Annotated in this window: 18 protein-coding genes; 6 read left to right on the top strand and 12 right to left on the bottom strand. The window is 67.0% G+C overall.

Annotated features, from left to right (window positions below; translation table 11 throughout):
• Positions 1-98 precede the first annotated feature (98 nt).
• Positions 99-1,037, top strand: coding sequence for an NAD(P)/FAD-dependent oxidoreductase (locus CNR27_RS07470; RefSeq protein WP_096297620.1), 939 nt, complete (start codon positions 99-101; stop codon positions 1,035-1,037).
• 279 nt (positions 1,038-1,316) lie between these two features.
• Here the strand turns inward: CNR27_RS07470 and CNR27_RS07475 are convergent, their stop codons facing one another.
• The 7 genes from CNR27_RS07475 to CNR27_RS07505 all read right to left on the bottom strand — a co-directional run bounded on the left by CNR27_RS07475 (position 1,317) and on the right by CNR27_RS07505 (position 10,359).
• On the bottom strand, positions 1,317-2,222 hold the full coding sequence (locus CNR27_RS07475; RefSeq protein WP_096297621.1) for a cation diffusion facilitator family transporter: 906 nt from the start codon (positions 2,220-2,222) through the stop codon (positions 1,317-1,319).
• Between the two features lie 15 nt (positions 2,223-2,237).
• Positions 2,238-2,435, bottom strand: coding sequence for an Orn/Lys/Arg family decarboxylase (locus CNR27_RS15235; protein ID WP_157745311.1), 198 nt, complete (start codon positions 2,433-2,435; stop codon positions 2,238-2,240).
• Between the two features lie 287 nt (positions 2,436-2,722).
• Positions 2,723-4,069 carry an amino acid permease gene (locus CNR27_RS07485; protein WP_096297623.1) on the bottom strand — a complete coding sequence of 449 codons (1,347 nt, stop codon included), beginning with the start codon at positions 4,067-4,069 and terminating at the stop codon, positions 2,723-2,725.
• Positions 4,066-4,971 carry a cation diffusion facilitator family transporter gene (locus tag CNR27_RS07490; RefSeq protein ID WP_096297624.1) on the bottom strand — a complete coding sequence of 302 codons (906 nt, stop codon included), beginning with the start codon at positions 4,969-4,971 and terminating at the stop codon, positions 4,066-4,068. Before CNR27_RS07490 ends, CNR27_RS07485 begins: the two co-directional genes overlap by 4 nt.
• Before the next feature lie 119 nt (positions 4,972-5,090).
• Positions 5,091-7,379 (bottom strand): Orn/Lys/Arg family decarboxylase, encoded by a 2,289-nt coding sequence (locus CNR27_RS07495; RefSeq protein ID WP_096297625.1) that lies wholly within the window; start codon positions 7,377-7,379, stop codon positions 5,091-5,093.
• A gap of 28 nt (positions 7,380-7,407) precedes the next feature.
• Positions 7,408-8,814 carry an arginine/agmatine antiporter gene (adiC, locus tag CNR27_RS07500; RefSeq protein WP_096297626.1) on the bottom strand — a complete coding sequence of 469 codons (1,407 nt, stop codon included), beginning with the start codon at positions 8,812-8,814 and terminating at the stop codon, positions 7,408-7,410.
• Positions 8,815-8,925: 111 nt separating this feature from the next.
• Positions 8,926-10,359: a DcaP family trimeric outer membrane transporter gene (locus tag CNR27_RS07505; RefSeq protein WP_096297627.1), complete on the bottom strand. Its 1,434-nt coding sequence runs from the start codon at positions 10,357-10,359 to the stop codon at positions 8,926-8,928.
• Positions 10,360-10,858: 499 nt separating this feature from the next.
• Here CNR27_RS07505 and CNR27_RS15705 point away from each other — a divergent pair, with 499 nt between their 5' ends.
• From CNR27_RS15705 to CNR27_RS07520, 4 genes are all read left to right on the top strand, one after another.
• Positions 10,859-11,785 (top strand): TonB-dependent receptor, encoded by a 927-nt coding sequence (locus CNR27_RS15705; protein WP_245815779.1) that lies wholly within the window; start codon positions 10,859-10,861, stop codon positions 11,783-11,785.
• Entirely contained in the window at positions 11,701-13,401 is a 1,701-nt protein-coding gene (locus tag CNR27_RS07510) for a TonB-dependent receptor (RefSeq protein WP_245815780.1), read from the top strand. Before CNR27_RS15705 ends, CNR27_RS07510 begins: the two co-directional genes overlap by 85 nt.
• Before the next feature lie 128 nt (positions 13,402-13,529).
• Positions 13,530-14,039, top strand: coding sequence for a CinA family protein (locus CNR27_RS07515; protein ID WP_096297628.1), 510 nt, complete (start codon positions 13,530-13,532; stop codon positions 14,037-14,039).
• Positions 14,039-15,727: an ABC1 kinase family protein gene (locus tag CNR27_RS07520; RefSeq protein WP_096297629.1), complete on the top strand. Its 1,689-nt coding sequence runs from the start codon at positions 14,039-14,041 to the stop codon at positions 15,725-15,727. The genes CNR27_RS07515 and CNR27_RS07520 overlap by 1 nt, the downstream gene beginning before the upstream one ends.
• 51 nt (positions 15,728-15,778) lie before the next feature.
• Here the strand turns inward: CNR27_RS07520 and CNR27_RS07525 are convergent, their stop codons facing one another.
• Positions 15,779-17,011, bottom strand: coding sequence for an endonuclease/exonuclease/phosphatase family protein (locus tag CNR27_RS07525; RefSeq protein ID WP_425435499.1), 1,233 nt, complete (start codon positions 17,009-17,011; stop codon positions 15,779-15,781).
• Positions 17,008-17,760 (bottom strand): arginyltransferase, encoded by a 753-nt coding sequence (locus CNR27_RS07530; protein ID WP_096297630.1) that lies wholly within the window; start codon positions 17,758-17,760, stop codon positions 17,008-17,010. The genes CNR27_RS07525 and CNR27_RS07530 overlap by 4 nt, the downstream gene beginning before the upstream one ends.
• 148 nt (positions 17,761-17,908) lie before the next feature.
• Here CNR27_RS07530 and CNR27_RS07535 point away from each other — a divergent pair, with 148 nt between their 5' ends.
• The gene (locus CNR27_RS07535) at positions 17,909-18,568 is read left to right on the top strand and encodes an EF-hand domain-containing protein (RefSeq protein WP_179948229.1); all 660 of its coding nucleotides are present in this window, start codon (positions 17,909-17,911) and stop codon (positions 18,566-18,568) included.
• A 146-nt stretch (positions 18,569-18,714) separates the two neighbouring features.
• On the opposite strand, the gene CNR27_RS07540 is transcribed toward CNR27_RS07535, so the two are convergent.
• The 3 genes from CNR27_RS07540 to tesB all read right to left on the bottom strand — a co-directional run bounded on the left by CNR27_RS07540 (position 18,715) and on the right by tesB (position 21,704).
• Positions 18,715-19,908 (bottom strand): RNA polymerase sigma factor, encoded by a 1,194-nt coding sequence (locus CNR27_RS07540; RefSeq protein WP_245815781.1) that lies wholly within the window; start codon positions 19,906-19,908, stop codon positions 18,715-18,717.
• A gap of 75 nt (positions 19,909-19,983) precedes the next feature.
• Positions 19,984-20,817, bottom strand: coding sequence for a putative signal transducing protein (locus CNR27_RS07545; RefSeq protein WP_096297633.1), 834 nt, complete (start codon positions 20,815-20,817; stop codon positions 19,984-19,986).
• Entirely contained in the window at positions 20,817-21,704 is an 888-nt protein-coding gene (tesB, locus tag CNR27_RS07550) for an acyl-CoA thioesterase II (protein ID WP_096297634.1), read from the bottom strand. Before tesB ends, CNR27_RS07545 begins: the two co-directional genes overlap by 1 nt.
• Between the last annotated feature and the right edge of the window lie 47 nt (positions 21,705-21,751).

The raw sequence follows: 21,751 nt of genomic DNA on the forward strand, positions 1-21,751 counted from the left end.
TGGGCCGATGCTAGGCGCCCGCGGGTTGTGGCAAACGTGAAAATCGCGTAGCGATTTCCAGCGTTGACTTGTGCGGCCCGGCGGTGGATTTTTCCCATATGGACCACACCTCCGAGCCCTGGGAATGCATCGTCGTCGGCGCCGGCCCGGCGGGCCTGTCGGCCGCGTTGTACCTGGCCCGGTTCCGGCGCCGCGTACTCGTTCTGCACGACGGCATGTCGCGCGCGATGCGGATCCCGCTGACACGCAACGCGCCCGGGTTTCCGGAAGGGATCGCCGGCCCGGATCTGATCGGACGAATGCTCGAGCATTGCGAACGTTACGGTGCGCAGATCCGCGAAGCCGAGGTCGTGGAGGCGCGCAGGCACGAGGGCACTTTCGAACTGCGAACCGCGGATGGGACGCTTCACCACGGCCGGGCGCTCGTCCTCGCCACGGGTCTGCACATGGGCCAGATACCGCTTCCGCACGATGAGCACGAGGCCGCGATCGCCGCAGGCGTTCTGCGCTATTGCCCGATCTGCGATGGGATCGAACACACCGGCACGCGGATCGCTGTGCTCGGCAGCGATCGGCACGGGGCGGCCGAGGCCCTGTTCCTGCGGCAGTTCAGCGAGCAGGTCGTTCTGCTTCCCTGCCAATACGCCGGCCTTGACGCCGACGCCCACGCTCAACTGACCGCGGCGGGTATCCGGGTGCTGGCCGCGCCGGTGGTGCGGTACGCGCCGCAGGCGGATCGCTTCGACCTGTATCTCGAAGGACGCGACGAGCCGCATGCCTTCGATGTCGTCTACCCCGCGTTGGGTTCGCAGCACCGCAACGAGCTGGCGCAAATGCTCGGCATCGCGATCGACGCGCATGGCTGCACCGACGTGGCTTCGCCGCTGGGGACCGAGGTGCCCGGCGTGTACTGCGCCGGCGACATCGTCGACGGGCTCGACCAGATCAGCGTGGCGATGGGTCATGGCGCCGTCGCCGCAACGCGCGCGCACAACTGGCTGCGCGCCGAGGACGGACATGTCCTGCCGGCCCGGTGAACGCAGGCGAGCGTCGGCATCGCGCGGCTGATCAGGGAGTGGAACGGAGGGTCGCCTTGCTTCCGCGGGTCGCGCACGCGCCCGGTCGGGTCTGCGTTGCGGCGTGCATTTTCCGAGCATCAGCCACTGGAGATGCCCCGCCGCCGATCGCGTAACCGACATTTGTCCAAGAGGCCGTAGCTGTCCCGGAACTGCCCTCGCATTCGCAACAAGCGGTGCCGCCCCAAGGTCGAGCTCAGACAGGCGTGCGCACAAGAGAGCCGGCGCAGGCGAGCCCGCTCAAGTCCAGGCGGGTTCCGACGTGAAGTCGATCGTCAACCAGGAGCCTTCCGGACGCGCGCCCATTCTCTGCGCGATCTCGTTACGCAGGCCGTCGATCTCACCGATGCTGCCGAGTTGGGTAGTCGGCGCAGTCAGGACGTGGATCTCGATGAACTTCATCCGGCCGATCTTGGCCACCCGGCTGGTGAAGCCCAGAAAACCATGCTCGGCGACAAACTCCTGCATGGTCGCCTGCACCTTCCGGTCCAGGTCATCCGGAGCAACCTGCAGGACCTCACGCGCCGCCTTCCAAGCTGCGCGCAGCGGGAGTGGCAGCGAAGCCAGGCTGATGAAGGCCAGCACCAGAGGATCCAGATAAGGAATCCAGTCTTCGTGCCGGGTGCCGCGCAAGGTCAGTGCAAGGATGAAGGACACCACGACGGCGAGGCTGACCAGACCTGCGAGCAGCCAGGCACGCGCATCGAGGGCGAGCAGACCCGAGCGCATCCGCCGCGCATGACGGCCCATCCATACCGCCATGGCAAGGTCCACCACGCTCAGCACACTCGCCCAGACCAGGCCATGGCCGGCATGGGTCTCCTGGCCGCCCGTGCTCAGGCCAATCAGAGCGTTGGCCAGAGCGTAGATGCAGGCAAGACCGAGCACCACGCCGCCGAGCGCCTCGACCATCGGTTCCAGATGCCAGAAGCCGTACTGGAATCGCGGACTCTGTTCGTGGGCCATGAGCCGGAGCACCACGAGCGCCGTCATCGTCAGCGCCACATCCACCAGTGAGTAGATACCGTCGAACAGGATCGCCGGCGAGCTCGCAGCCACGCCGCCTGAGAGCCCGATCGCGGCGACCAGCAGGGTCGCCAGGAGCGAGAGCTTCAGTACCCGTCGTTCCTCGAGGGTTCCACTCATCGGTACGCGCCGCGCCTATAGCTTCAGAAGCTCCACAGTGTAGCTCGGCGGGTCTTCGCTGCTGTCGATGATCGGACTGTGCACGTCGGACTCGAGGCCGGAAAGCCGCTCGTTCTGCGCACGTGCAATGTGCAGCGACCGGAGAATCGGATCATCGGGCTTGCCCAACCGCCAGCCCGGAATGGCCATGGGAATGCCCGGCGAATAGGGCACGCGCAGGCGTTGGGAAGGGAGTGGTGCCAGCCTCCCGGCCGATGACCTGGTCGATGAGCGTCTGCGCGCGCCAGCACGAGCTCGTAATAGGGGGCGTCCTGCATGCCACGCCGATGCTGGGGTCAACGGCAGGCGGACCCCGCCTGGCACGGCCTGGGGACTGTCCGCGATCGCTGGCGCCGCCCGGGGCGATGACCAGCGCCTCGGCGCGCGGCTGAGAACCTGGGCCATGTCTGTGGCCCAGCCCGTAGCGCACCCGCATACGAGGTGCGCCATACCGTGGCCGCTCACGCCATCCGGTGGCGGAAGAACGGGTACATCGCCACGCTCAGCAGCATGCCGACGGTGGCGTACGCCAGCAGCTGCGGATTGGCACCGAGCAGAGCATAGAGGCAGTACGCGACCGCGACGCCGGCGGTGATCATGCTCATCAGGCGCAGCGTGCCGGACTCGTTGCGCTCCAGCGTGCTGACCGCCAGGGCCCCGGCCGAGAACAGGTAGGGACAGATGGTCAGCAGCACCGCGATGTTGGTCAGCTGATCGAATTGCGAGGCGAGCGTGGGCGAGGCGGTCACCAGCAGCAGGACGCTCATCAGGATCGCGGCGATGACCAGTCCGGCCCCCGGCATGCCATGCCGGTTGACCCGGCAGAACACCTTGGGGAACAGGCCGTCCTCGGCAGCCGCCTTGGCCGACTGGCCGACCAGCAGCATCCAGCCGCCGAGCGCGCCCAGTGACTTGAAGATCGCGCACAGCGAGATCAGCACCACCCCCCAGTTCCCGACCATGATCTTGGCCACGTCGGCGAAGGGTGCCGAGGAATCGCGCAGCTGCTCCATCGGCACGATCCCCATGATCACCAGCGAGCAGCTGATGTAGACCACCGCCGAAAGGCCCAGCCCCATCAGCGTCGCCAGCGGGATATTGCGCTTGGGGTTCTCGATGACATCCGCCGAGACCGCGGCGCTCTCCACGCCCATGAATGCCCAAAGCGCGATCGAGGCGCTGCGCGAGATCGCCTGACTGTCGCTCAGCCCGCTGACGTTCCACCCCTTGTGGAACAGCGCCGGGTCGAACCACCACCAGCCGGCGATCGCGATGCCGAGGATGGGCACGAGCGCAAACATCACCGTACCGGTCTCCAGCGATCCGACCCAGCGCGCACCACGCGCATTGGCGAGGGTCAGTGCCCAGATCAGCAGCAGGGTGAAGCCGATCCGCGGGTACAGGTCGTCCAGCCATGGCCACAGGTGGCTCAGGTAACCGGTCACGACCAGGGCAATGGCCACGTTGCCGATCCAGTTGCCGAACCAGTAACCGTAGTTGCTGACGAAGCCGACGTAGTTGCCGAATGCGCGGCGGGCGTACGCATAGGGACCACCGGGCTCCGGGTCGAGCTGGGACAGGCGCGCGAACACCAGCCCGAGCGCGATGGCGCCACCGGTGGCGATCAGCCAGCCGAACGATGAGATGCTGCCGACCGTCGCGAGGTTGGCGGGCAGCAGGAACACGCCGGTGCCGATCATGTTGCCGGCCACCAGCATGGTGGCCATGAGCAGGCCCATCTTGCGCGCGGCAGGGGCACTGCCACCAGCGCTGGCGGTCGGGGGAATTGCGCTCGACGTAGTGTTCATGTCCAGTCCGGGTCGGCTGTGAAGTCGATGGTCAGCCAGGACCGGTCAGGCCGCGTTCCCAGCCGCGTGGCGATGTCGTTACGCAGCCGGTCCACATCGCTGATGCTGCCAAGCAGCGCGTCTGGGCCGGTCAGCACGTGGATCTCGATGAACTTCATGCGGCCGATCTTGGCTACGCGGCTGGTGAAACCGCGGAAGCCATGCTCGGCGACGAACTGCTGCATCGTTGCCTGGACTTGCTCGTCAAGGTCATCCGGCGCGACCTGCAGCACCTCGCGCGTTGCCCGCCACGCCGCGAGCAGCGGCAGCGGCAGCGAGACGAGACCGATCAGCGCCAGCACCAGTGGGTCGAGATAGGGCACCCAGTGCGCATGCGGCCCATTGCGCAGCGCCACGGCCAGGATGAAGGAGACAACCACGGCCATGCTCACAAGCCCAGCGAGCAGCCAGGCGCGGGCATCCAGCGCCAGCAGCCCGGAGTGCAGGCGTTTGGCATGGCGTCCCATCCATACCGCCATGGCCAGATCGACGACGCTCAGCACGCTCGCCCACACCAGGCCATACCCGACCCGGGTGACGTGTCCGCCGGTGGTGAGGCCAATGATCGCGTTGGAGAGCGCGTAGACGCAGGCCAGGGTCAGGATCGCGCCCCCGATCGCTTCGACCAACGGCTCGAGGTGCCAGAAGCCGTACTGGAAGCGCGGGCTCTGTTCGTTGCCCAGAAGCTTCAGTACCTGCAGTGCGGCCACGGTGAGGGCCACGTCCACCAGGCAATAGATGCCGTCGAACAGGATCGCCGGCGAGTGCGCGAGCATGCCACCCGACAATCCGATGGCCGCGACCAGGACGGTCATGCCAAGCGAGATCTTGAGCGCGCGCTGTTCCTGCTGGGTCCCGGTCATCGGTGTGGCCTGTCATGCACGCATCCGCGCGGGCGCCCGGGGCGGGACGCTCGCGGGCATCGTCTGCCGCCCTCCCTGTCGGCGGCGCCGGCGGGAGGGCGGGCAAGGCCCCGCACGAGCTAGACCTTCAGTACTTCCACCGTATAGCTCGCCTGGCCATCGCTGTCTTCGATGATCAAGCCGTGCACGTCGGACTCGAAGCCGGGGAAGCGTTCGTTCTGCGCACGCGCAATGTGCAGCGACTGGATGATCGGATCATCGGGCTTGCCGAAGCGCTCGCCCGGCATGATCGTGGGAATGCCCGGCGGATAGGGCACGAGCATGGTTCCCGCCACCCGCCCGCTGACCTCGTCGATGTCGACGCGCTCGATCTCGCCGCGCACCAGGTGGTTGTAGGCGTCCGCAGGCGTCATCACCGGCTCGGGCAGATCGGTGTACATGTCCTTCATCACCACGGGTACCTTGAATTCCCGGTTGAACTCGTGGAGCGCATGACACAGATCGCGCAGGCCCCACTTGGAATAGGTGGCCGGGTACGCTTCCACCAGCCCCGGCAGCGCGCGCGTCAGCGGAGCGTTGGAGTCGTAGGCCTCCTTGAACGCGAGCAGCTCGGTGACCAGGGTGCTCCACTTGCCCTTGGTGATGCCCATCGAGAACAGGAACAGCACCGAGTAGAGGTTGGTCTTCTCGACCGTGATGCCCCTGTGCCACAGATACTTGCTGAGAATCGCGGCCGGGATGCCGAGTTCGCCCATGTCTCCGCCCATGGTCAAGCCTGGCGTGAGCAGGGTGACCTTGACCGGGTCGATGAGCACGTACTCGCTGGCGAGCTTGTCGAAGCCGTGCCAGTAATCGCCCGAACCCAGGTACCAGTCCTTTCTTTCGGCGACCTTCGGCGCATGGGTGTCGCCGCCCTCGAGGTTGCGCTCGACCTTGTCCGGCTGCCAGACCTTGAACCACCAGTCGTCGCTGCCGAGGTCCTGTCCGACGTGCAGCATCGCGATGCGGAAGGTGACGGCCTCGTCGTGCATTTCCTGCACCAGCGATCTGCCCGCGTCGCCTTCCATCATCCGGGAGGCAATGTCACAGGAGGCGATGATTCCGTAAAGCGGGCTGGTGGACGTATGCATCATGAACGATTCGTTGAACCGATCCGCGTCCAGCAAACGCGTCGCCGCATTGCGCACGTGGATCATCGACGCCTGCGAGAAGGCCGCCAGCAGTTTGTGGGTCGACTGCGTAGTGAAGATGATCGCGTCCTGCTCCCGCGGCTTGCCCTTGGCCATCCCGTAATGGTTCTCGTAGAACGGATGGAAGGCGGCGTAGCCGTACCACGCCTCGTCGAAGTGCAGGTAATCGGCCGCAGTGCCGAGCATGTCGGCGATCTTCTCGGCGTTGTAGCAGAGTCCATCGTAGGTGGAGTTGGTGACCACTGCGATCTTTGGTTTGGTCCCCGGCTTGGTGCTCTTGCTGGCCAGCGGATTGGCCGCGATCGCCTTCTGCAGGGAGTCTTCCGAGAACTGGTCCAGGCTGATCGGGCCGATGATGCCGTGTGCGTTGCGGCTTGGCCGGAAGTAGACCGGGACGCCACCGGTCATGATCAGCGCGTGCAACAGCGATTTGTGGCAGTTGCGGTCGACGAACACCAGGTCGCCGCGCGCGACAGTGCCGTGCCAGACGATCTTGTTGGCGGTGGACGTGCCATTGGTGACGAAGAAGGTGTGGTCGGCGCCGAAGTTGCGCGCGGCCTCGTGCTCGGCATCGCGGATCGGGCCGGTGTGGTCGAGCAGCGAGCCCAGCTCGGGCACCGAAACCGAGAGGTCGCTGCGCAGCGTGTTCTCGCCGTAGAACTGGTGCAGGGCCCTGCCGACGGGCGATTTGGTGAAAGCGACGCCCCCGGCATGGCCCGGCGTGTGCCAGGAGTAGTTCGAGGTGCCGGCATGATGCACCAATGCCTTGAAGAACGGCGGCAGCAGCTGCTCCATGTAGTCATCGGCCGCGCGCATGACCTGGCGGGCGATGAAGGCCTTGGTGTCCTCGAACAGGAAGATGTAGCCGTGCATGTACTTGAGCAGTTCGCTCGGCACCTTCTCGATCGTGCGGCGCTCGCCGTACAGGAACACCGGTAGCCCGGCGCGCCGCTGCGCCTGTTCGCGCAGCAGCGCAAGCAGCTTCAGGAACTGATCGTCCCCCTCTTCGGTGCCGTCTATCGAGATCAGCACCGCCGACGCGGCCACATAGGTGCGTGCGGCGGCGTGCACATCTTCGATGGTCAGGCCGGCCAGGACGCGCTGGGCGTTCGCACGGAACTCGTCCGCCAGTTCCCGGATCAGGATGCCGCCAATGCGCGGGGAGTCGTAGTCGTCGTCGATGATGACGATCGGATAGTCGAGGGAATGGAAGTACATATCGATGTCCTTGTCCGCGACGGCGAACTCAGTTGGTCGAGGGGCGTGAGGGAGTGGTCGCGCTGGTTGGGGCGGGTGCAGGCGCTCGTGCCGCCGGCGCCGGCTGCAGTGCCGGACTGGAGGCGGCTAGGCGGGCCTGGCGCCGCTCGGCGGCGAAGAAGGGGTAAAACACCGTAATAAACAGGACGAACAGAAAGCCGTACTTGACGACGTCGCCCGCCGAGCCATAGACGGCCCAGAGGCAATAGATGACGGTGGTGCTTGTCATCCACCAGTAGAGACCGGTGTGGGCAGTCGTGTGCGTACGTTCGACTTCGAAGTAGCAGGCCACGCAGGAATAGATGTAGGGCAGCAATGTCAGGATCACGGCCGCTGACGTGATGGTGTTGAACTGATCGGTAGCGGTCTTCGAACCTGCCGTGACCAGAACCGCGATGGTCATCAGGATGGCAACGATATAAACGCCCTTGACCGGTACGTCGTCCTTGTTTGCCTTCTTGAACACTGCTGGGAACAGGCCGTCGTCCGCTGCCGCCTTGGCGCTCTGCGCGGTAATCAGGATCCAGCCGCCCAGGGAGCCCGCGGCGCCGATGAAGGCGCAGATACTGACCAGGCCGCCGGCCCAGCCGCCGAATGCATCCGCCGCAGCAAGGGCGAACGGTGCATCGGAGAGCTGCAGCTTTCCATTCGGCACGATGCCCATGATCACCGCGGAGCTTGCGATGTAGCAGACTGCTGCGATGAACACTCCGCCGAGCGTGGCGCGCGCAACGTTCCTCTCGGGATTCTCCACAACGGCGGCGGTCACGGAGGCCGATTCCACGCCGATGAATGCCCACAGCGTGAGCGCGGCAGCGCTGGAAATCGCGCTGAAGTCGGATTTGCCGGAGACGTTATAGGCACTGGTGAACGTGTTCGGGTCGAAATAGAACCACCCGAAGATCGCGATTCCAAGAATTGGCACGAGGGCAAAACTCGTCGTTACTGTCTGCACGCGCGTGACGAAGCGAGGCCCGATCACATTGGCGAAGGTGAACGCCCAAGTCAGTGCCAGCACAGCGATGCAGCGCGGCAGCGGGTGGGACAGTACGGGAAAGAAGTAGCTGAAATAGCCTACGGCCGCGATCGGGATCGCGACGTTGCCGATCCAGTTGGCGAACCAGTAGATGGTGTTGGTCTGGAAGCCCATGTACGGGCCGAGCCAGTCGCGCGCATACGCATAGGGGCCGCCTGCCTTTGGGGCAATTTGCCCGAGTTTGGCGAAGACGAAGGCCAGCAGCAGCGAGCCCGCAGTGGTGATCAGCCATCCCCAGATGGAGGCCGAACCGATCGCGGCCAGACTGGAAGGCAGCAGGAAAACCCCCGAGCCCATCATGTTGCCGGCCACCAGGAATGTGGCACCGATCAAGCTGATCTTTTTGCCGTTAGTCGCCATGAGATTCTCCTTGTGCCGCAATCGCCTGGTTTGCTGGGGGAAGGCGTTGCCTGGACCCGGTCGCGCCGGTTCCGGGGTCCCTGGGGTCGTTGGAGCTTTGTTTGCTGCGTATTACTTGACGAAGCTGTATTGCAGGCTGCCCTGCAGACGCATCACGTCGGCATCCCGCCCGTCCTGCAGCAGCAGCTGCCCGAACAGGAGTTCCACGCCCATCGTCCAGGACGGCGCGGGGCTCCACAGCAGGTTGAGTGCCCCATAGCGGCTGCGCTTGAAAGCGTCGCCCGCCAACACGTCGTTCTTGTTGCTCAGGTTCAACTGGCCGAACACGAGGTTGGAGCTCCAGTCCTGGTTCCAGTTATGGGTGTAGCCGAAGAACCCGCCGTAGGAAGTCAGCAGTTCCAGATCGCCGTCGGGCCCGATCGCGGCGTCGTAGCCGGAACCGCCGATGTCGGTCGTGTAGCGGGCGATGCCCTTGCCGGCGACCATGCCGAACACCCACAGATTGTTCTCGTTGGCGTTGATCGATCCACTCAGCTGCAGGCCGCCGCCGAGTACATCCTCGCCGAGCTCGTTGTCACCGTCGTAACCGACGCTCCTCGCCACGCCGCTGAGCTGCAGGTGGCCCCACCCGCGCTCCATGCGCGCGGCGAGCGTGACGTCGGGCAGCCGTTCGACCGCGATGTCGTCGCCGGTGAGGTTGTAGATCTGTGACTGCGGCGCTTCGGCGGCCAGGGTGAGGGTGTTTCCCTTGCCTATCGAGAAGATGTGGTGGATGCCGGCCACGAGCAGATAGGGCGCGGAGCCCGGCCCCTCGAAATCCAGGGTGTTGGGGAGCGAGTCGGCGTCCATGAAGGAGGAATACCCGTAGCCCGCGTAGGTGTTGCCCAGCTGCCCATAGGCATGGCGCAGCCTGAATTCATAGCCGTCGCTGCTGCCGAAGAAGTCGTTCTCAAGGTAGAAGCGCAGGACGCCGCGTGTGGTCGGGCGGCGCGCCTCGATGCTGAAGCGCGTCTGCTTTGCGTGGATGTTGAAGTTGGGCGTGTCGCGATGCACGCCGTCGACCGGGAATTCGGAGGTGATGAACTGGTCGTCGTCGCCCGCCGGTCGGTTGGTGGCGATGGCATCGAGCTTGGCGTAGCCGCCAATGCGGATCATGGTCTCCGTGCCCGGGATTGCGATGAATCCCTTTAGATCCGGATCGGTCGGGGAAGCCAAGCTGTTCTCACGCGAGGCGGCGATCGAGGGATCGGAGACCGAGTCTCGGGGCGGCAGGATCGACGGCCCGCCTGCGGCAATATTGGGTGTGCTCGCAGCGGCATTCGTGCCCTGGGGCGCCGGTGCAGTCTGCGCAGTGCTGGTGCGCGGCGGCGGGGTTCGACCCTGCGAGCGTTCCAGCGCATCAAGCCGTTGGTTCAGCGATTCGAGATGTTGTTCCGCGCGACGGACCTCGTCGCGAAGTGTTGTCACCGAGTCCTGGGACAGGGCCAGCCCGGGGGCGAGGCCGGAAGCCACCGCCAATGCGATCACCAAGGGTTGCCGATTCATCGCCACACTCCAGTGGAGAAAGTACAGACCGCGAATGTCTATTCAGCGGCAGTAATAAACGGCGTCGGCGCCGGTACGCGGCAGAGGACAGGTGCAAAACTGTGCGAATGCCGATGATGGGTATGTGAGCGGAATATGTCCGAATCGTTCGAGCCGATTTGCGCTGCTTTTCGCGTGCGGCGAAGAGGAGGCTTGCGTGGTGACACGCGAGATAACCGGGCGTGGGTTAATCCCTACCCGATGCCCATGTGGCCGGCCATCGTATCGGCGGCGCACGGCCCACATACGGGGGCGTCCGGAGTGTGTTAGCGTCCGCGCAAGGCAGTCAGAACGTCGTGCCGGACCCGTCCCCCCACATTGGTCCAGCACTTCCGTCATCTCCCGGGATGACGGCGTCTGCGTCGAGGTTTGAAGTCGCAACGACAATCACAGCAGGGGGACACCAATGGTCTCAGGCCATCCACAACGCCACGCGCTCGCAACCGCCATCTTTTTCGCCATGCTCGCTGGGGCCGCGCCGCCCGCGACTGCCCAGTCGCAGCCAAGCGAGAGGGTGCCTGGCCAGGAGCAGCCCACCACGCTCTCGGGGGTGACCGTCACTGCGCAGAAGCGCGAAGAGGCGTTGCAGGACGTTCCCATCGTCATCAATGTCCTGCCAGAGCAACTGCTGCAGGACACAGGCGTGCGCGACATCAAGGACATGCAGGTTCTGGTGCCCGGCCTCACGGTCACCAGCACCCAGTCCGCCGCGCAGACCACGGCTCGCATCCGGGGCATCGGCACGGTCGGCGACAATCCGGGCCTGGAATCGTCGGTCGGAATCGTCATCGACGGGGTCTACCGCTCGCGCAACAGCGTGGGGTTCGGTGACCTGGGCGAAATGGAGCGCGTCGAGGTGCTCAAGGGGCCGCAGGGCACAGTGTTCGGCAAGAACACCTCGGCCGGTGTCATCAACGTCATCACCCGCCGGCCGAGCTACACCCAGGCGGCCGAGGGCGAAGTCACGGTCGGCAACTACGGCCTGGTCGGAGTTTCGGGTTCGTACAACGACGCGATCGGAGACAACGCCGCGTTCCGCATCTTCGCCACCAAACGCAAGCGTGACGGCGTGGACGAGGTCGAGACCGCCGGTGGTCCGCGGCGGGAAACCGACGACGGCGACCAGAACTACCACTCCCTGCGCGGCCAGCTGCTGCTCGAGCCCACGTCGAACCTCAACATCAACTTCATCGCCGACTACACCAGTCGCGAGGAGAACTGCTGCGTTTCGTTGACCACGCACCGCGGTCCTACGGCGGCGATCATCGATGCGCTGACTCCGGGGGGCAGGGCATCATCCCGGTGCCGGATCTCGACCGTCGCCTGGCCTATGCCAACCGCTCCACCGAGCAGGACCTCAAGGACAAGGGCATCTCGGTCGAAGTGAACTGGACCACGCCCTGGGCCAACGAGGCGCTGCTGACCTCGATCACCGCATTCCGCGACTGGAAGGCGATCACCGGCATCGACTTCGACTACAGCGGCGCGGACATCATGTATCGCCCGGCGCAGGAGGATTATTCGCTTGCGCAGTTCGAGAACTTCAGCCAGGAATTCCGCCTCACCGGGACCAGCGATCGCCTCGACTGGATGGTCGGGATGTTCTATTCGGACGAGGATCTGACCCGCAACGATTCCTACTTCATGGGCCCGGCCTACGAGCCGTACCTGTCGACGCTGGTCGGCAGCCAGGTGCTCGGCGCGATGGCTGCGCAGCTGGCGCCGCTCGGCCTGACGGTCAATACCGCGAATCCGGCGACCTTCCTGTCGCAGGTGACCGGGCGCCCGTTCGGCACCAACTACACCGGCATCGGCGCCCACGACGTGTATTCGCAGAACGCGAAGAGCGCGGCGATCTTCACCAACAACACCTTCCACGTGACCGACGCGCTGGATGTGACCGTGGGCCTGCGTTACACCCGCGAGAAAAAGTCCCTGCAGGCGGATTTCAGCAACCCCAACGGCAGCACCGCGTGTGGTGCCGTGCTCGGCAATCCGGCGGCACGCGTCGGCGGGGCGCTGGCCCAGCGCATCAACGGCTTCGCCAGCCTGCCGGCGGCCCTGCAGCAGCAGTTGCTGGGGCAGCTGGTGCCGGCGATCGCGCCACAGGTCACCGCCAACATGTGCCTGCCGTGGGCCAATGCGCTGCATGACGGACGCAGCACCCGGCAGGAACGGACGGAGAAGGAATGGTCGGGCACGGTCAAGGTGGCCTACGACTTCGCCGATGACATCATGGGCTACGTGTCCGCGGCGCGCGGCTACAAATCCGGTGGCTTCAATCTGGATCGCGTGCAGGGAGCGACCGCGGCCGACCCCCGCCCGTGGATGCCGCTGACCGACGACACCTCGTTCCCGGGCGAGTTTGTCGACAGCTACGAGCTGGGACTCAAGACCACCTGGGCGGACGGCAATCTGCTGCTCAACGCGGCGCTGTTCCACCAGGAGTACGAGGACTTCCAGCTCAACAGCTTCCTGGGTACGGCGTTCGTCGTCCGTTCGATTCCCAAGGTCACCTCGCAGGGCGTGGAGGCCGAAGTGATGTGGCAACCGGCGATCAGCGGCCTGATGCTGCAGAGCGGCTTCACCTATGCGAAGACCGAGTACGGCGATGACCTGCTGCCCGATCCGGATCTGGTGAGGTTGCCGGGCAACCAGATGAGCTTCGCGCCCAGATGGTCGGGCAACGTGTCGGCCACCTACGAGTGGGACATCGGCGAACGCCTGCTCGGGCGCTTCAACATCGGCGCCAAATACATGTCCGAGTACAACACCGGCTCGGACCTGGATCTGGAGAAGCTGCAGGACGCCTACACCCTGCTCAATGCCCGGATCGGTTTCGGCCGTCAGGACAAGCGCTGGATGGTGGAGTTCTGGGGCCAGAATCTCACCGACGAAACCTACAAGCAGGTCGGCATCGATGCGCCGATCCAGGCCGGTTCCTGGAACGCGTATCTGGGGGCGCCCCGCACCTACGGCATGACGCTGCGCATGCGCTACTGACTGCGCATCGAAGAGGCAAGGACAGGGCGGGCCGGCAACGGTCCGCCCTTTTCCATGGGCGCGATGACGGCGCGCGCCCGCGCCCACGATGCGGTACAACGACATGCCCCCCACCGGCCCCCGTCCGTATGCACGCCGACATCCCCTCCGACGCCACTCTCCACGCCCTGGCCGAACGCACTGGTGCGCTGCTGCGCGCCCAGCATCACCGGCTGGTGACCGCCGAGAGCTGTACCGGTGGCTGGATCGCCAAGGCGGTCACCGACATCGCCGGCTGCTCGGACTGGTTCGACTGCGGCATGGCGGCGTACAGCTACGAGGCCAAGCAGGCGTTGCTTGGGGTCAATCCGCAGACCCTGGAAGTGCACGGCGCGGTCAGCCGGGAAACCGCCATCGAAATGGTGTCCGGTGCGCTGGTGAATTCAGGGGCGAGTGTCGCCGTGGCGGTCACCGGCATTGCCGGTCCCGGGGGCGGCAGCGAGGACAAGCCGGTCGGGACGGTGTGGATCGCCTGGAAACGCCGAGGGGGATACGCAAGTGCGCGCCTGTTCCACTTCGACGGGGACCGCGATGCGGTACGGCGCCAGACCGTGGCCGCGGCGCTGCTGGGGCTGGTCGAAACGGTGGACGCACACTGATGTGGGAAACCCTGGCCACCGTCCGCGATCTGGGGCGCATCCAGGAGATCGCCTCGGTGCTGGTGCGTTACGGCTTCGGCGATGTCGTCCGGCGTATCGGCATGGCCGATGCGCTGGAGCGGGCGGGGCGTCTGCTGCATATCGGACACGACGGCGAAGATCCGGTCCTGCGGATGTCGACACCCGAGCGCGTGCGCCACGCGCTGCAGGATCTGGGACCGACCTTCGTCAAGCTCGGCCAGGTGCTGGCCACGCGAGTGGACCTGTTGCCGCCCGAGTGGATCGAAACGCTGAGCCGCCTGCAGAGCCAGGTGCCGCCGGTGCCGATGGCCCTGTTGCGACCGCAGCTCGAGCATGACCTGGGTGGCGCGCCGGAGCACATCTTCGCCCGCTTCGAAGAGGTGCCGATGGCGGCCGCTTCGTTGGGGCAGGCACACCGGGCCTGGCTGCATGACGGCACGGCGGTCGTGCTCAAGGTGCGCCGCCCGGGCATCCGCGAGGTGGTCGACGCGGACCTGCGCCTGCTCGCACGGCTGTCGGAGGTCGTGCAGGCGCAGGCACCCGACCTGCGCCGCTATCGGCCGCGCGAAGTGGTCCGGCAGTTCGAGGCGTCGCTGCATGAAGAGATGGATTTCGCGCGCGAATGCCGCAATGCCGAGCGCATCGCCGCCAATCTCGCCGACGATCCACGCGTGCTGGTGCCGCGGGTGTACTGGGAGTGGACCAGCGAGCGGCTCAACGTGCAGGAACTGGTCGACGGCATTCCCGCCAGCGACCTGGCCGCGGTCGACGCGGCCGGCCTGGACCGTCATGCGCTGGCCGTTACCGGCGCCGAAGTGATGATGCGGATGGTGTTCGAGGACGGCGTATTCCACGCCGACCCGCACCCGGGCAACCTGTTCTTCATGCGCGACGGACGCGTGGCAGTGATCGACTTCGGAATGGTCGGTCGCATCCCGCCGCCGCTGCGCGAGCAGGTCGCACGCCTGGTCTACGGCCTGGTGTTCCAGCAGGCGCAGATGGCCTGCGATGTCCTGCTCGACTGGACCGATGCCGCCGATGTCGATGAGGCCAGACTGCACGCGGAGATCTACAGTCTCGTCGACCAGTACCGGGGCCTGCCGCTGCGCGAACTGCCGATGGCGACCATGCTGGGCGAGGTGACCGGCCTGCTGCGTCGCCATGGCCTGATGCTGCCGCCCGATCTCGCCTTGCTGATCAAGGCGCTGCTCACGCTGGAAGGCCTGGGCCGCCAGCTCGATCCCGAGTTCGACATGGCCGGTGCGGCGCAGCCCTGGCTGACCCGGCTGATGTGGCGCCGGCATTCTCCGCGCGCCCTGGCCGCGCGCGGGCGCCGGTCACTGGCGGCGGCGCTGGACCTGATGGCCGACCTGCCAAGGGACCTGCGTCATCTCCTGCGCAGTGCCCGCCATGGACGCCTGCGCGCGCAGATCGAGGTGACCTCGCTCCAGTCCTTTGGCGCCCAGGTCAACAGCGCGGCGAATCGCCTGACGATGGGGGTGGTCATCGCCGCGCTGATCATCGGCTCCTCGATCGTGATGCACAGCGTCGGCACAGGCTCGCCCAACCGCTGGTTGATGGCGCTGGGCGTGATCGGCTTCGTCGGCGCCGGGCTCGGCGGGCTCGGGATCCTGCTGGCAATCTGGCGCTCGGGGCGACGCCGCTGACCGCGGAGTGCGCGTCAGCGGCGATGTAGCGAGCGCCGGCCTCCGTCGGGTTCACTCGGACTGCAGGTCCACCCACACCAGGCGATGGTCGGTGCCATCGATGATCTGCGCATGCGCGGCGTCGCTGCGCGGCCAGAACACCCCGCTGCCGACCAGGGCCCGTCCCACGGACGGCAGCGCGTAATCGAGCCGGAGATTCCCCACCCGCGGCCCGAAGCTGCCGGTGTCGTGCGAGGCCGAGCCGCGATGCTGGGCATTCGCGCCGCCGTCGGCTTCGGCGGCCTCCAGGGCGCCTTCGCTGCGCGGGGTGGCCATGCGCATTACCCGCGGATGTTCGAGCAGTTCGGTGATCGCGGCGTGGTCGCCGGCGCCGTCGACCGGATCGTTGTTGAGATCGCCCAGGATCACGAAGCGCGCGTCGGCAGCAAGCCCGCCGCAGCGGCCGGCGTCGTCGCACAGCCACGGGTGCGGTCCCGGGGAGATGTAGTCGGTCCACAGACGGATCTCGTCATGGTTGCGGGCGACGTTGCGCTTCTCCGGCCCGTCGAACGCGGGCGGGGTGGGATGCGAGGCGAGGACGTGGATCACGCCGCCGGGCGCGTGCACCGGCACGTCCCAGTGCGATTTCGACGACAGCCGCAGTTGCGACCAGACTGCATCGGGATGGAACGGGCGGCCATCGGGATGGCGCGGGCGTTGCGCATCCGGCATCGCACTCCATTTCAGCAGCTGGAAGGTGCGTGCGGCCGCGGCATCGATCGGATAGCGCGACAGCAGCAGCATGCCGTACTGGCCGGGATGCAGTCCGTAGCCCCAGGCATCGTTGCCGCGGTCGCGGCCGTCTCCGCCGACGGTGCCGTTGTTGTCGAGATCCAGCCCGCTCTGCACGCCGGTGTTGACCGGTGCCAGGTAGCGGTAGGGATAGTGCAGCGGTTCGCCACCGCCGGGCTGCGGTTGTTCGAGCCAGCGCCGCTGGAACAGATCGGCGGCGCTGCCATCGGCGACGTAGTCGAATTCGTTGAGCAGCACGATGTCGGGACGGACCTGCTGCAACACCGCTGCGATCTTGTGCACGTTGTCGTCGTCGCCCTGCAGGCGTTCGATCAGGCCGCCGGCTTCGTTGCTGTAGAGCGAGGTGTTGTAGGTGGCGATGCGCAGTACGTCCGGCGCATGCGCCGCAGGCGCTGCATCGGGCGCCGCGCCCTGCAGCGCCACGCGGGTACAGGCGGCCAGCAGCGCGAGTAGCGCGACGACGAGCAGGGCCAGGCCGATGACGCGGCTCAACGTGCGAGCTCGGGAAGGGCGCGCCACAGCAGGCCGTCAAAGCCCTCGAGCGGCTGGAAATTGCGTTTGTAGGTCATCTTGCGGTGTCCATCGATCCAGTAGCCAAGATACAGGTGGCGCCGGCCCTCGCGCCGGGCCCAGGCGATCTGCCGGAGGATCGCCAGTGTGCCGAGCCCGCGTGACACGAGTTCGGGCTCGTAGAACGTGTAGACCGCCGAAAGTGCGTCGTCGACGAGATCGGTCACCGCCACCGCGACGAGCTGGCCGTGGAGGCGCAGTTCCAGTAACCGGCCGTCGTTCCAGGTGCCGATCAGGAACTGGTCGAATTCGCTCGCGCCGTGATCGTCCATGCCGCCGGCGGGATGACGGGCGGCGAGATAGCGCCGGTAGAGCGCGAGCCGTTCGTCGCTGCGCTCGGCTGCGACGACGCGCGATTCGATATCCAGGTTGCGTGCGGCCGTGCGGCGCTGGCTGCGGTTCGGAGCGAACGCGTCCACCGGGATGCGCACCGACATGCAGGCGCGGCAGGTGGCGCAATGCGGCCGATAGACGATGTCCCCGGAGCGGCGGAAGCCCCAGCGCAGCGCCTGTGGATACACCTGACCCAGGCGCGGATCGTGTGGGTCGAGCACCAGGTCGCGCGCCTCGCGCTCGGCCCAGTACCCGCATGGGTGCACGGCGGTGTGGAACAGCCGCAGATCGCCTGCGTCGGGGCCGGCATCGGCGATCGGGGGCGTGGCGCTGGGCATGCGCTCAGGATACCGATGGGTGTCGCAGGCGGCGCGACCCGCTCCCTGCTGGCGACTGAACCCGATGCGGCCGCAGTCAACGCCGGCGGGGGCGAGGACGTTGATCCCTGCAGAAGGCGGCACCGCGCCGCATCCAACGGAGACATCCATGAAGACAACGAAGACCACGCTTATCGCAACCGCGCTGCTGGCGGCGCTGTCCATCACCACGGCGGGTGCCGTCGCGGCGCAGGCGCCTGCAGCCGGTGCCGATGTCGCCAAGCACCATGGCGAGCGCCATCGCGGCCACGGGGCCCCGCGCGGCGGCGATCCCATCGATGCGATCGCCCGGCTCGACACCGACAACGACGGCCGCATCAGCCGTGCCGAAGCACAGGCCGGGCAGCAGGCCTGGGAAGCGCGTCGTCAGGCCCATCAGGCGCAGCGCGCCGAGCGCGGCGATGCCCAGCGCAGTGCCGGCGCAGGCAAGCGGCCGCAGCGCGACGCAGGGGCTCCGCGCCCGGACAAGGGGCGTGGGTTTGATCTGGTAGCGAATTTCGACGCGATCGACAGCAATCGCGACGGCGCGCTGAGTCGCGGTGAACTGCGCACCTGGCACGTCGCGAAGTCGGCCGAGCGCCGCGCCGAGGGTGAGCGCCGCTTCGATGCGAAGTTCCGCGAGGCGGATCTCAACAGTGACGGCAAGCTGAGCCGTGTCGAGGTGACCGAGAAGATGCCGCGTCTCGCTCAGCGTTTTGCCTGGATGGACGAAAATGGTGACGGCTTCCTGAGCAAGGAAGAAGTGCGTCCGTCGCGCCCGCAGCGCTGAGTTGCCAGCGAGCTGGAAGAAGAGGCCGCGCAGTGCGCGGCCTTTTTTTGTGTCCTGCAAGGCGCGCGACCTGCGTTCGGCGGCGTCCTGCGGTCAGGGTGCAGCGATGCTGTGGGCGCGTCCGCAGCTGCCTTCGGCGTGCTTGTTCAGGCGGTCCTCAACCACAGGATCAGCAAGGTGCCCGCCAGACCGAGGTTGGTCAGGATCAGGCCGCTGGTGCCGAACATCAGGCGATAGCCGAGCGCGCGGCGGGCGCCGCCCTTCGGGTCGCGCGCGATGTCACGGGCGATCAGGGGATTCATCAGCCGCGGCATGCTGGTCAGCAGCGGGTAGTTGTAGGGGAGCATCCCGATCAGCATCCCGATCAGCATCGCGATCGACATCCACCCGATCGACACCTGCCCCAGGCCCGCGACCAGACCGATGCCAATCGCCAGCAGCGCGCCAGCCGAAGACCCCCAGATGAACCACCGGTCGTAGAGCCTGAGGATCGCAATCCGTTCGGCCTCGGTGTCGGCATAGCGGGCCACCATCTTCCGGCTCAGCCACAGCGTCAGTCCGCCGAACACCAGTGACGCCCCTGCCACGCCCAACGCGCTGGCGCTGCCCAGCGCCGCTTTCCCGGCGACACTCGCCCCCAGCGCGCCCCCGGCCGCAGCGCCCGCGATCGTCCCGGCGGCGGCAGGTTTGGCGAAGGTCGCCAGACCTGCGGTTACCAGCAGGGTGAATGCCGTTCCGGGCGCGGAACCCTCGGCGAAATCGCGGAACCGCCCGATCAGGTCCTCGCGCAGGCTGCGACGCGCGCGCGACAGCCGCTTGCGCACGGTGGCATCGGACAGGCCGAGCAGGGCGGCGACCTGTTTCGAGTTGCCGCCCTCACGGTAGTAGAGCAGGAGCACTTCGCGGCTGTCGTCGGGGAGCTCGGAGATCAGGTCCGCAGCGATGCGTCCGCTCTCGTCGTCGACGATCCGCTGCATCGGGCAGCCATCCGGATCGGCCGCCTGCGCAATCGCGATGTCCGCAGCTTCGCCGGCGACGAAGCGGTTGCGGCGCGCGCGCAGATGGTCGCGGGCCAGATTGCGGGTGATCTGCCGCAGCCATGGCAGGAAGCTGGTCGCGTTCTGCAACCGGCCGAGCTGCTGCCAGGCCTTGAGATAGGCCTCCTGGGCAATGTCCTGGCTGGCCTGCACGTCGCGGGTGATCGCCAGCGCGATCGCGGTCGTCGCGTTCTGGCTCATCTGCACGATGCGCCCGTACGCGGCCTGGTCGCCAGCGCGCGCGGCGGGTAGCTCGAGATGGATGCGGGCTTCCAGGCCCACGTCGGCGGCGATGGCGTTCAAGGGTGCTCCTTGCGGACAGGTCGCCATACACGACGCGACCCGGATGCCGGATGTGACCGGCATCGCGATGATGCCTCAGTCGACGGCCTCGAACTGCCAGTCGTGACCGTCCCGGCGGACGTTCAGCGTGCGCCTGACCAGGCCCTGCGCAGCGTCGGTGCCGCCGCGGACCAGCTCCAGCGTGCCGACGCCCGAACCGTCGGTCCGGTAGTTCGACACCTCGAGCCACGCCGCCTGGCCGTCGCCACCGGCGCAGGCCGATGCGGGGCGGACATCGGGATAGACCTGCTCGAGTTCGGCGATCAGCGGCGCCGGCGGCGTGGTGCCATCGACGGCCACGCAGACCGGTCCGGCCGTGGAGGCGAGTGCATCGGCCAGCACCAGGGTGGCCAGTGCGCGCGGCACCGGGACGCGGTTGACCGTGGCCTCGACCGTTGGCGGGACCATGTCCAGCACGGTCTCCGGCTCGGCGGCCACCGGCGCCTCCGCCGGGGACTCGACCGTAGTCTCGTCGCCGGGCTTTGCCAGCCAGGAGAGGGCCACCACCAGCACTGCACCGCCGAGCAGCGTGTAGCGGACCTTGGCCGCGCGCGACATGCCGCGGCGCGGCGTTTGCGTGGCCGGTGCGAACACCACGTCGGCATGTTGCAGGTAGCTGCGCGCCGACGGCTGGCTCTGCAGCAGTCCGGCCTCGCGCAGCAGTTCGCGGGCGCGTGGCTGTTCGTCGGAGCGGGTGACCCAGACCGCGGGCCTGGGACCGCCAGCATCCTCGCGATAGCTGAAGGTGCCGCGCCGGTTGCCTTTGTAGGAACGCCCGTTGAGGATCTGCACCTCGATGCCGGCATCGCGCAGCAGCTGGGCGACGCGTTCGACGTTCTCGAGCCTGGGGCTGGAAAAGACCTGACGCATCAGTCGGCCTTCAATGCTGCGGTCGCGTCCGCGCGGACACGGATCATGCCTTCCTGCGCGGTACTGGCGACCAGGCGCCCGGCGCGGTCGAAGATCTGCCCGCGTGCCAGGCCGCGCGCGCCCTGCGCGCTGGGGCTGTCGAGCGAATACAGCAGCCAGTCGTCGACGCGGAACGGACGGTGGAACCACAGCGCATGGTCGAGCGACGCCATCTGCACGTTGGGCTGGTAATAGCTGATGCCGTGGGGAAAGGTCGCCGTGCCCAGCAGCTGGAAGTCGGAGGCATAGGCCAGCAGCGCGCGATGCAGCGCCGGTGCGTCGCCGACCGGGTCGGTCAGGCGGAACCACATCTGCTGGAAGGGCGGCCGCTTGGGCGGGCGCAATTCGTCGCGGGGGTAGACGTGGCGGAATTCGAACGGGCCGCTGCGGTCGAGCCAACGCTGCACCTTGACCGGCAGCGTGGCCAGTACCGCGGCCGGCGGCGGATCCTGCGGCTCGATGTCCTCGGGCGCGGGCACTTCCGGCATCGAGAGCTGGTGCTCGGCGCCGGTCTCCTCCTCCTGGAACGAGGCCGCGCAGAAGAAGATCACCTTGCCGTGCTGGATCGCAGTGACCCGGCGCACGGAGAAGCTGCCGCCATCGCGGGTGCGGTCGACGTCGTAGACGATCGGTGCATCCACATTGCCGGCGCGCAGGAAGTAGGCATGCAGCGAATGCGCCGGGCGCGGGGTCGACATCGTCGATTGCGCAGCCGACAACGCCTGGCCCAGGACCTGGCCGCCGAACACGTACTTGGTGCCGATATCGCGGCTCTGGCCCCGGAACAGGTTGTCCTCGAGGCGCTCGAGGCTCAGCAGGTCGATCAGTTCGGAAACGGGCGGAGTCATCGCGGGAGCCGTGCTGGAGGGAGCGGCGACGCCGGAGCGCGCCAGCC

The organism is Luteimonas chenhongjianii, assembly GCF_002327105.1.
Classification (GTDB): domain Bacteria; phylum Pseudomonadota; class Gammaproteobacteria; order Xanthomonadales; family Xanthomonadaceae; genus Luteimonas; species Luteimonas chenhongjianii.

Coding starts and splice junctions, on each gene's coding strand:
- CNR27_RS07470 (WP_096297620.1), top strand. CDS start 99: ATGGACCACACCTCCGAGCCCTGGGAATGCATCGTCGTCGGCGCCGGC.
- CNR27_RS07475 (WP_096297621.1), bottom strand. CDS start 2,222: ATGAGTGGAACCCTCGAGGAACGACGGGTACTGAAGCTCTCGCTCCTG.
- CNR27_RS07485 (WP_096297623.1), bottom strand. CDS start 4,069: ATGAACACTACGTCGAGCGCAATTCCCCCGACCGCCAGCGCTGGTGGC.
- CNR27_RS07490 (WP_096297624.1), bottom strand. CDS start 4,971: ATGACCGGGACCCAGCAGGAACAGCGCGCGCTCAAGATCTCGCTTGGC.
- CNR27_RS07495 (WP_096297625.1), bottom strand. CDS start 7,379: ATGTACTTCCATTCCCTCGACTATCCGATCGTCATCATCGACGACGAC.
- adiC (WP_096297626.1), bottom strand. CDS start 8,814: ATGGCGACTAACGGCAAAAAGATCAGCTTGATCGGTGCCACATTCCTG.
- CNR27_RS07505 (WP_096297627.1), bottom strand. CDS start 10,359: ATGAATCGGCAACCCTTGGTGATCGCATTGGCGGTGGCTTCCGGCCTC.
- CNR27_RS15705 (WP_245815779.1), top strand. CDS start 10,859: ATGCTCGCTGGGGCCGCGCCGCCCGCGACTGCCCAGTCGCAGCCAAGC.
- CNR27_RS07515 (WP_096297628.1), top strand. CDS start 13,530: ATGCACGCCGACATCCCCTCCGACGCCACTCTCCACGCCCTGGCCGAA.
- CNR27_RS07520 (WP_096297629.1), top strand. CDS start 14,039: ATGTGGGAAACCCTGGCCACCGTCCGCGATCTGGGGCGCATCCAGGAG.
- CNR27_RS07530 (WP_096297630.1), bottom strand. CDS start 17,760: ATGCCCAGCGCCACGCCCCCGATCGCCGATGCCGGCCCCGACGCAGGC.
- CNR27_RS07535 (WP_179948229.1), top strand. CDS start 17,909: ATGAAGACAACGAAGACCACGCTTATCGCAACCGCGCTGCTGGCGGCG.
- CNR27_RS07545 (WP_096297633.1), bottom strand. CDS start 20,817: ATGCGTCAGGTCTTTTCCAGCCCCAGGCTCGAGAACGTCGAACGCGTC.
- tesB (WP_096297634.1), bottom strand. CDS start 21,704: ATGACTCCGCCCGTTTCCGAACTGATCGACCTGCTGAGCCTCGAGCGC.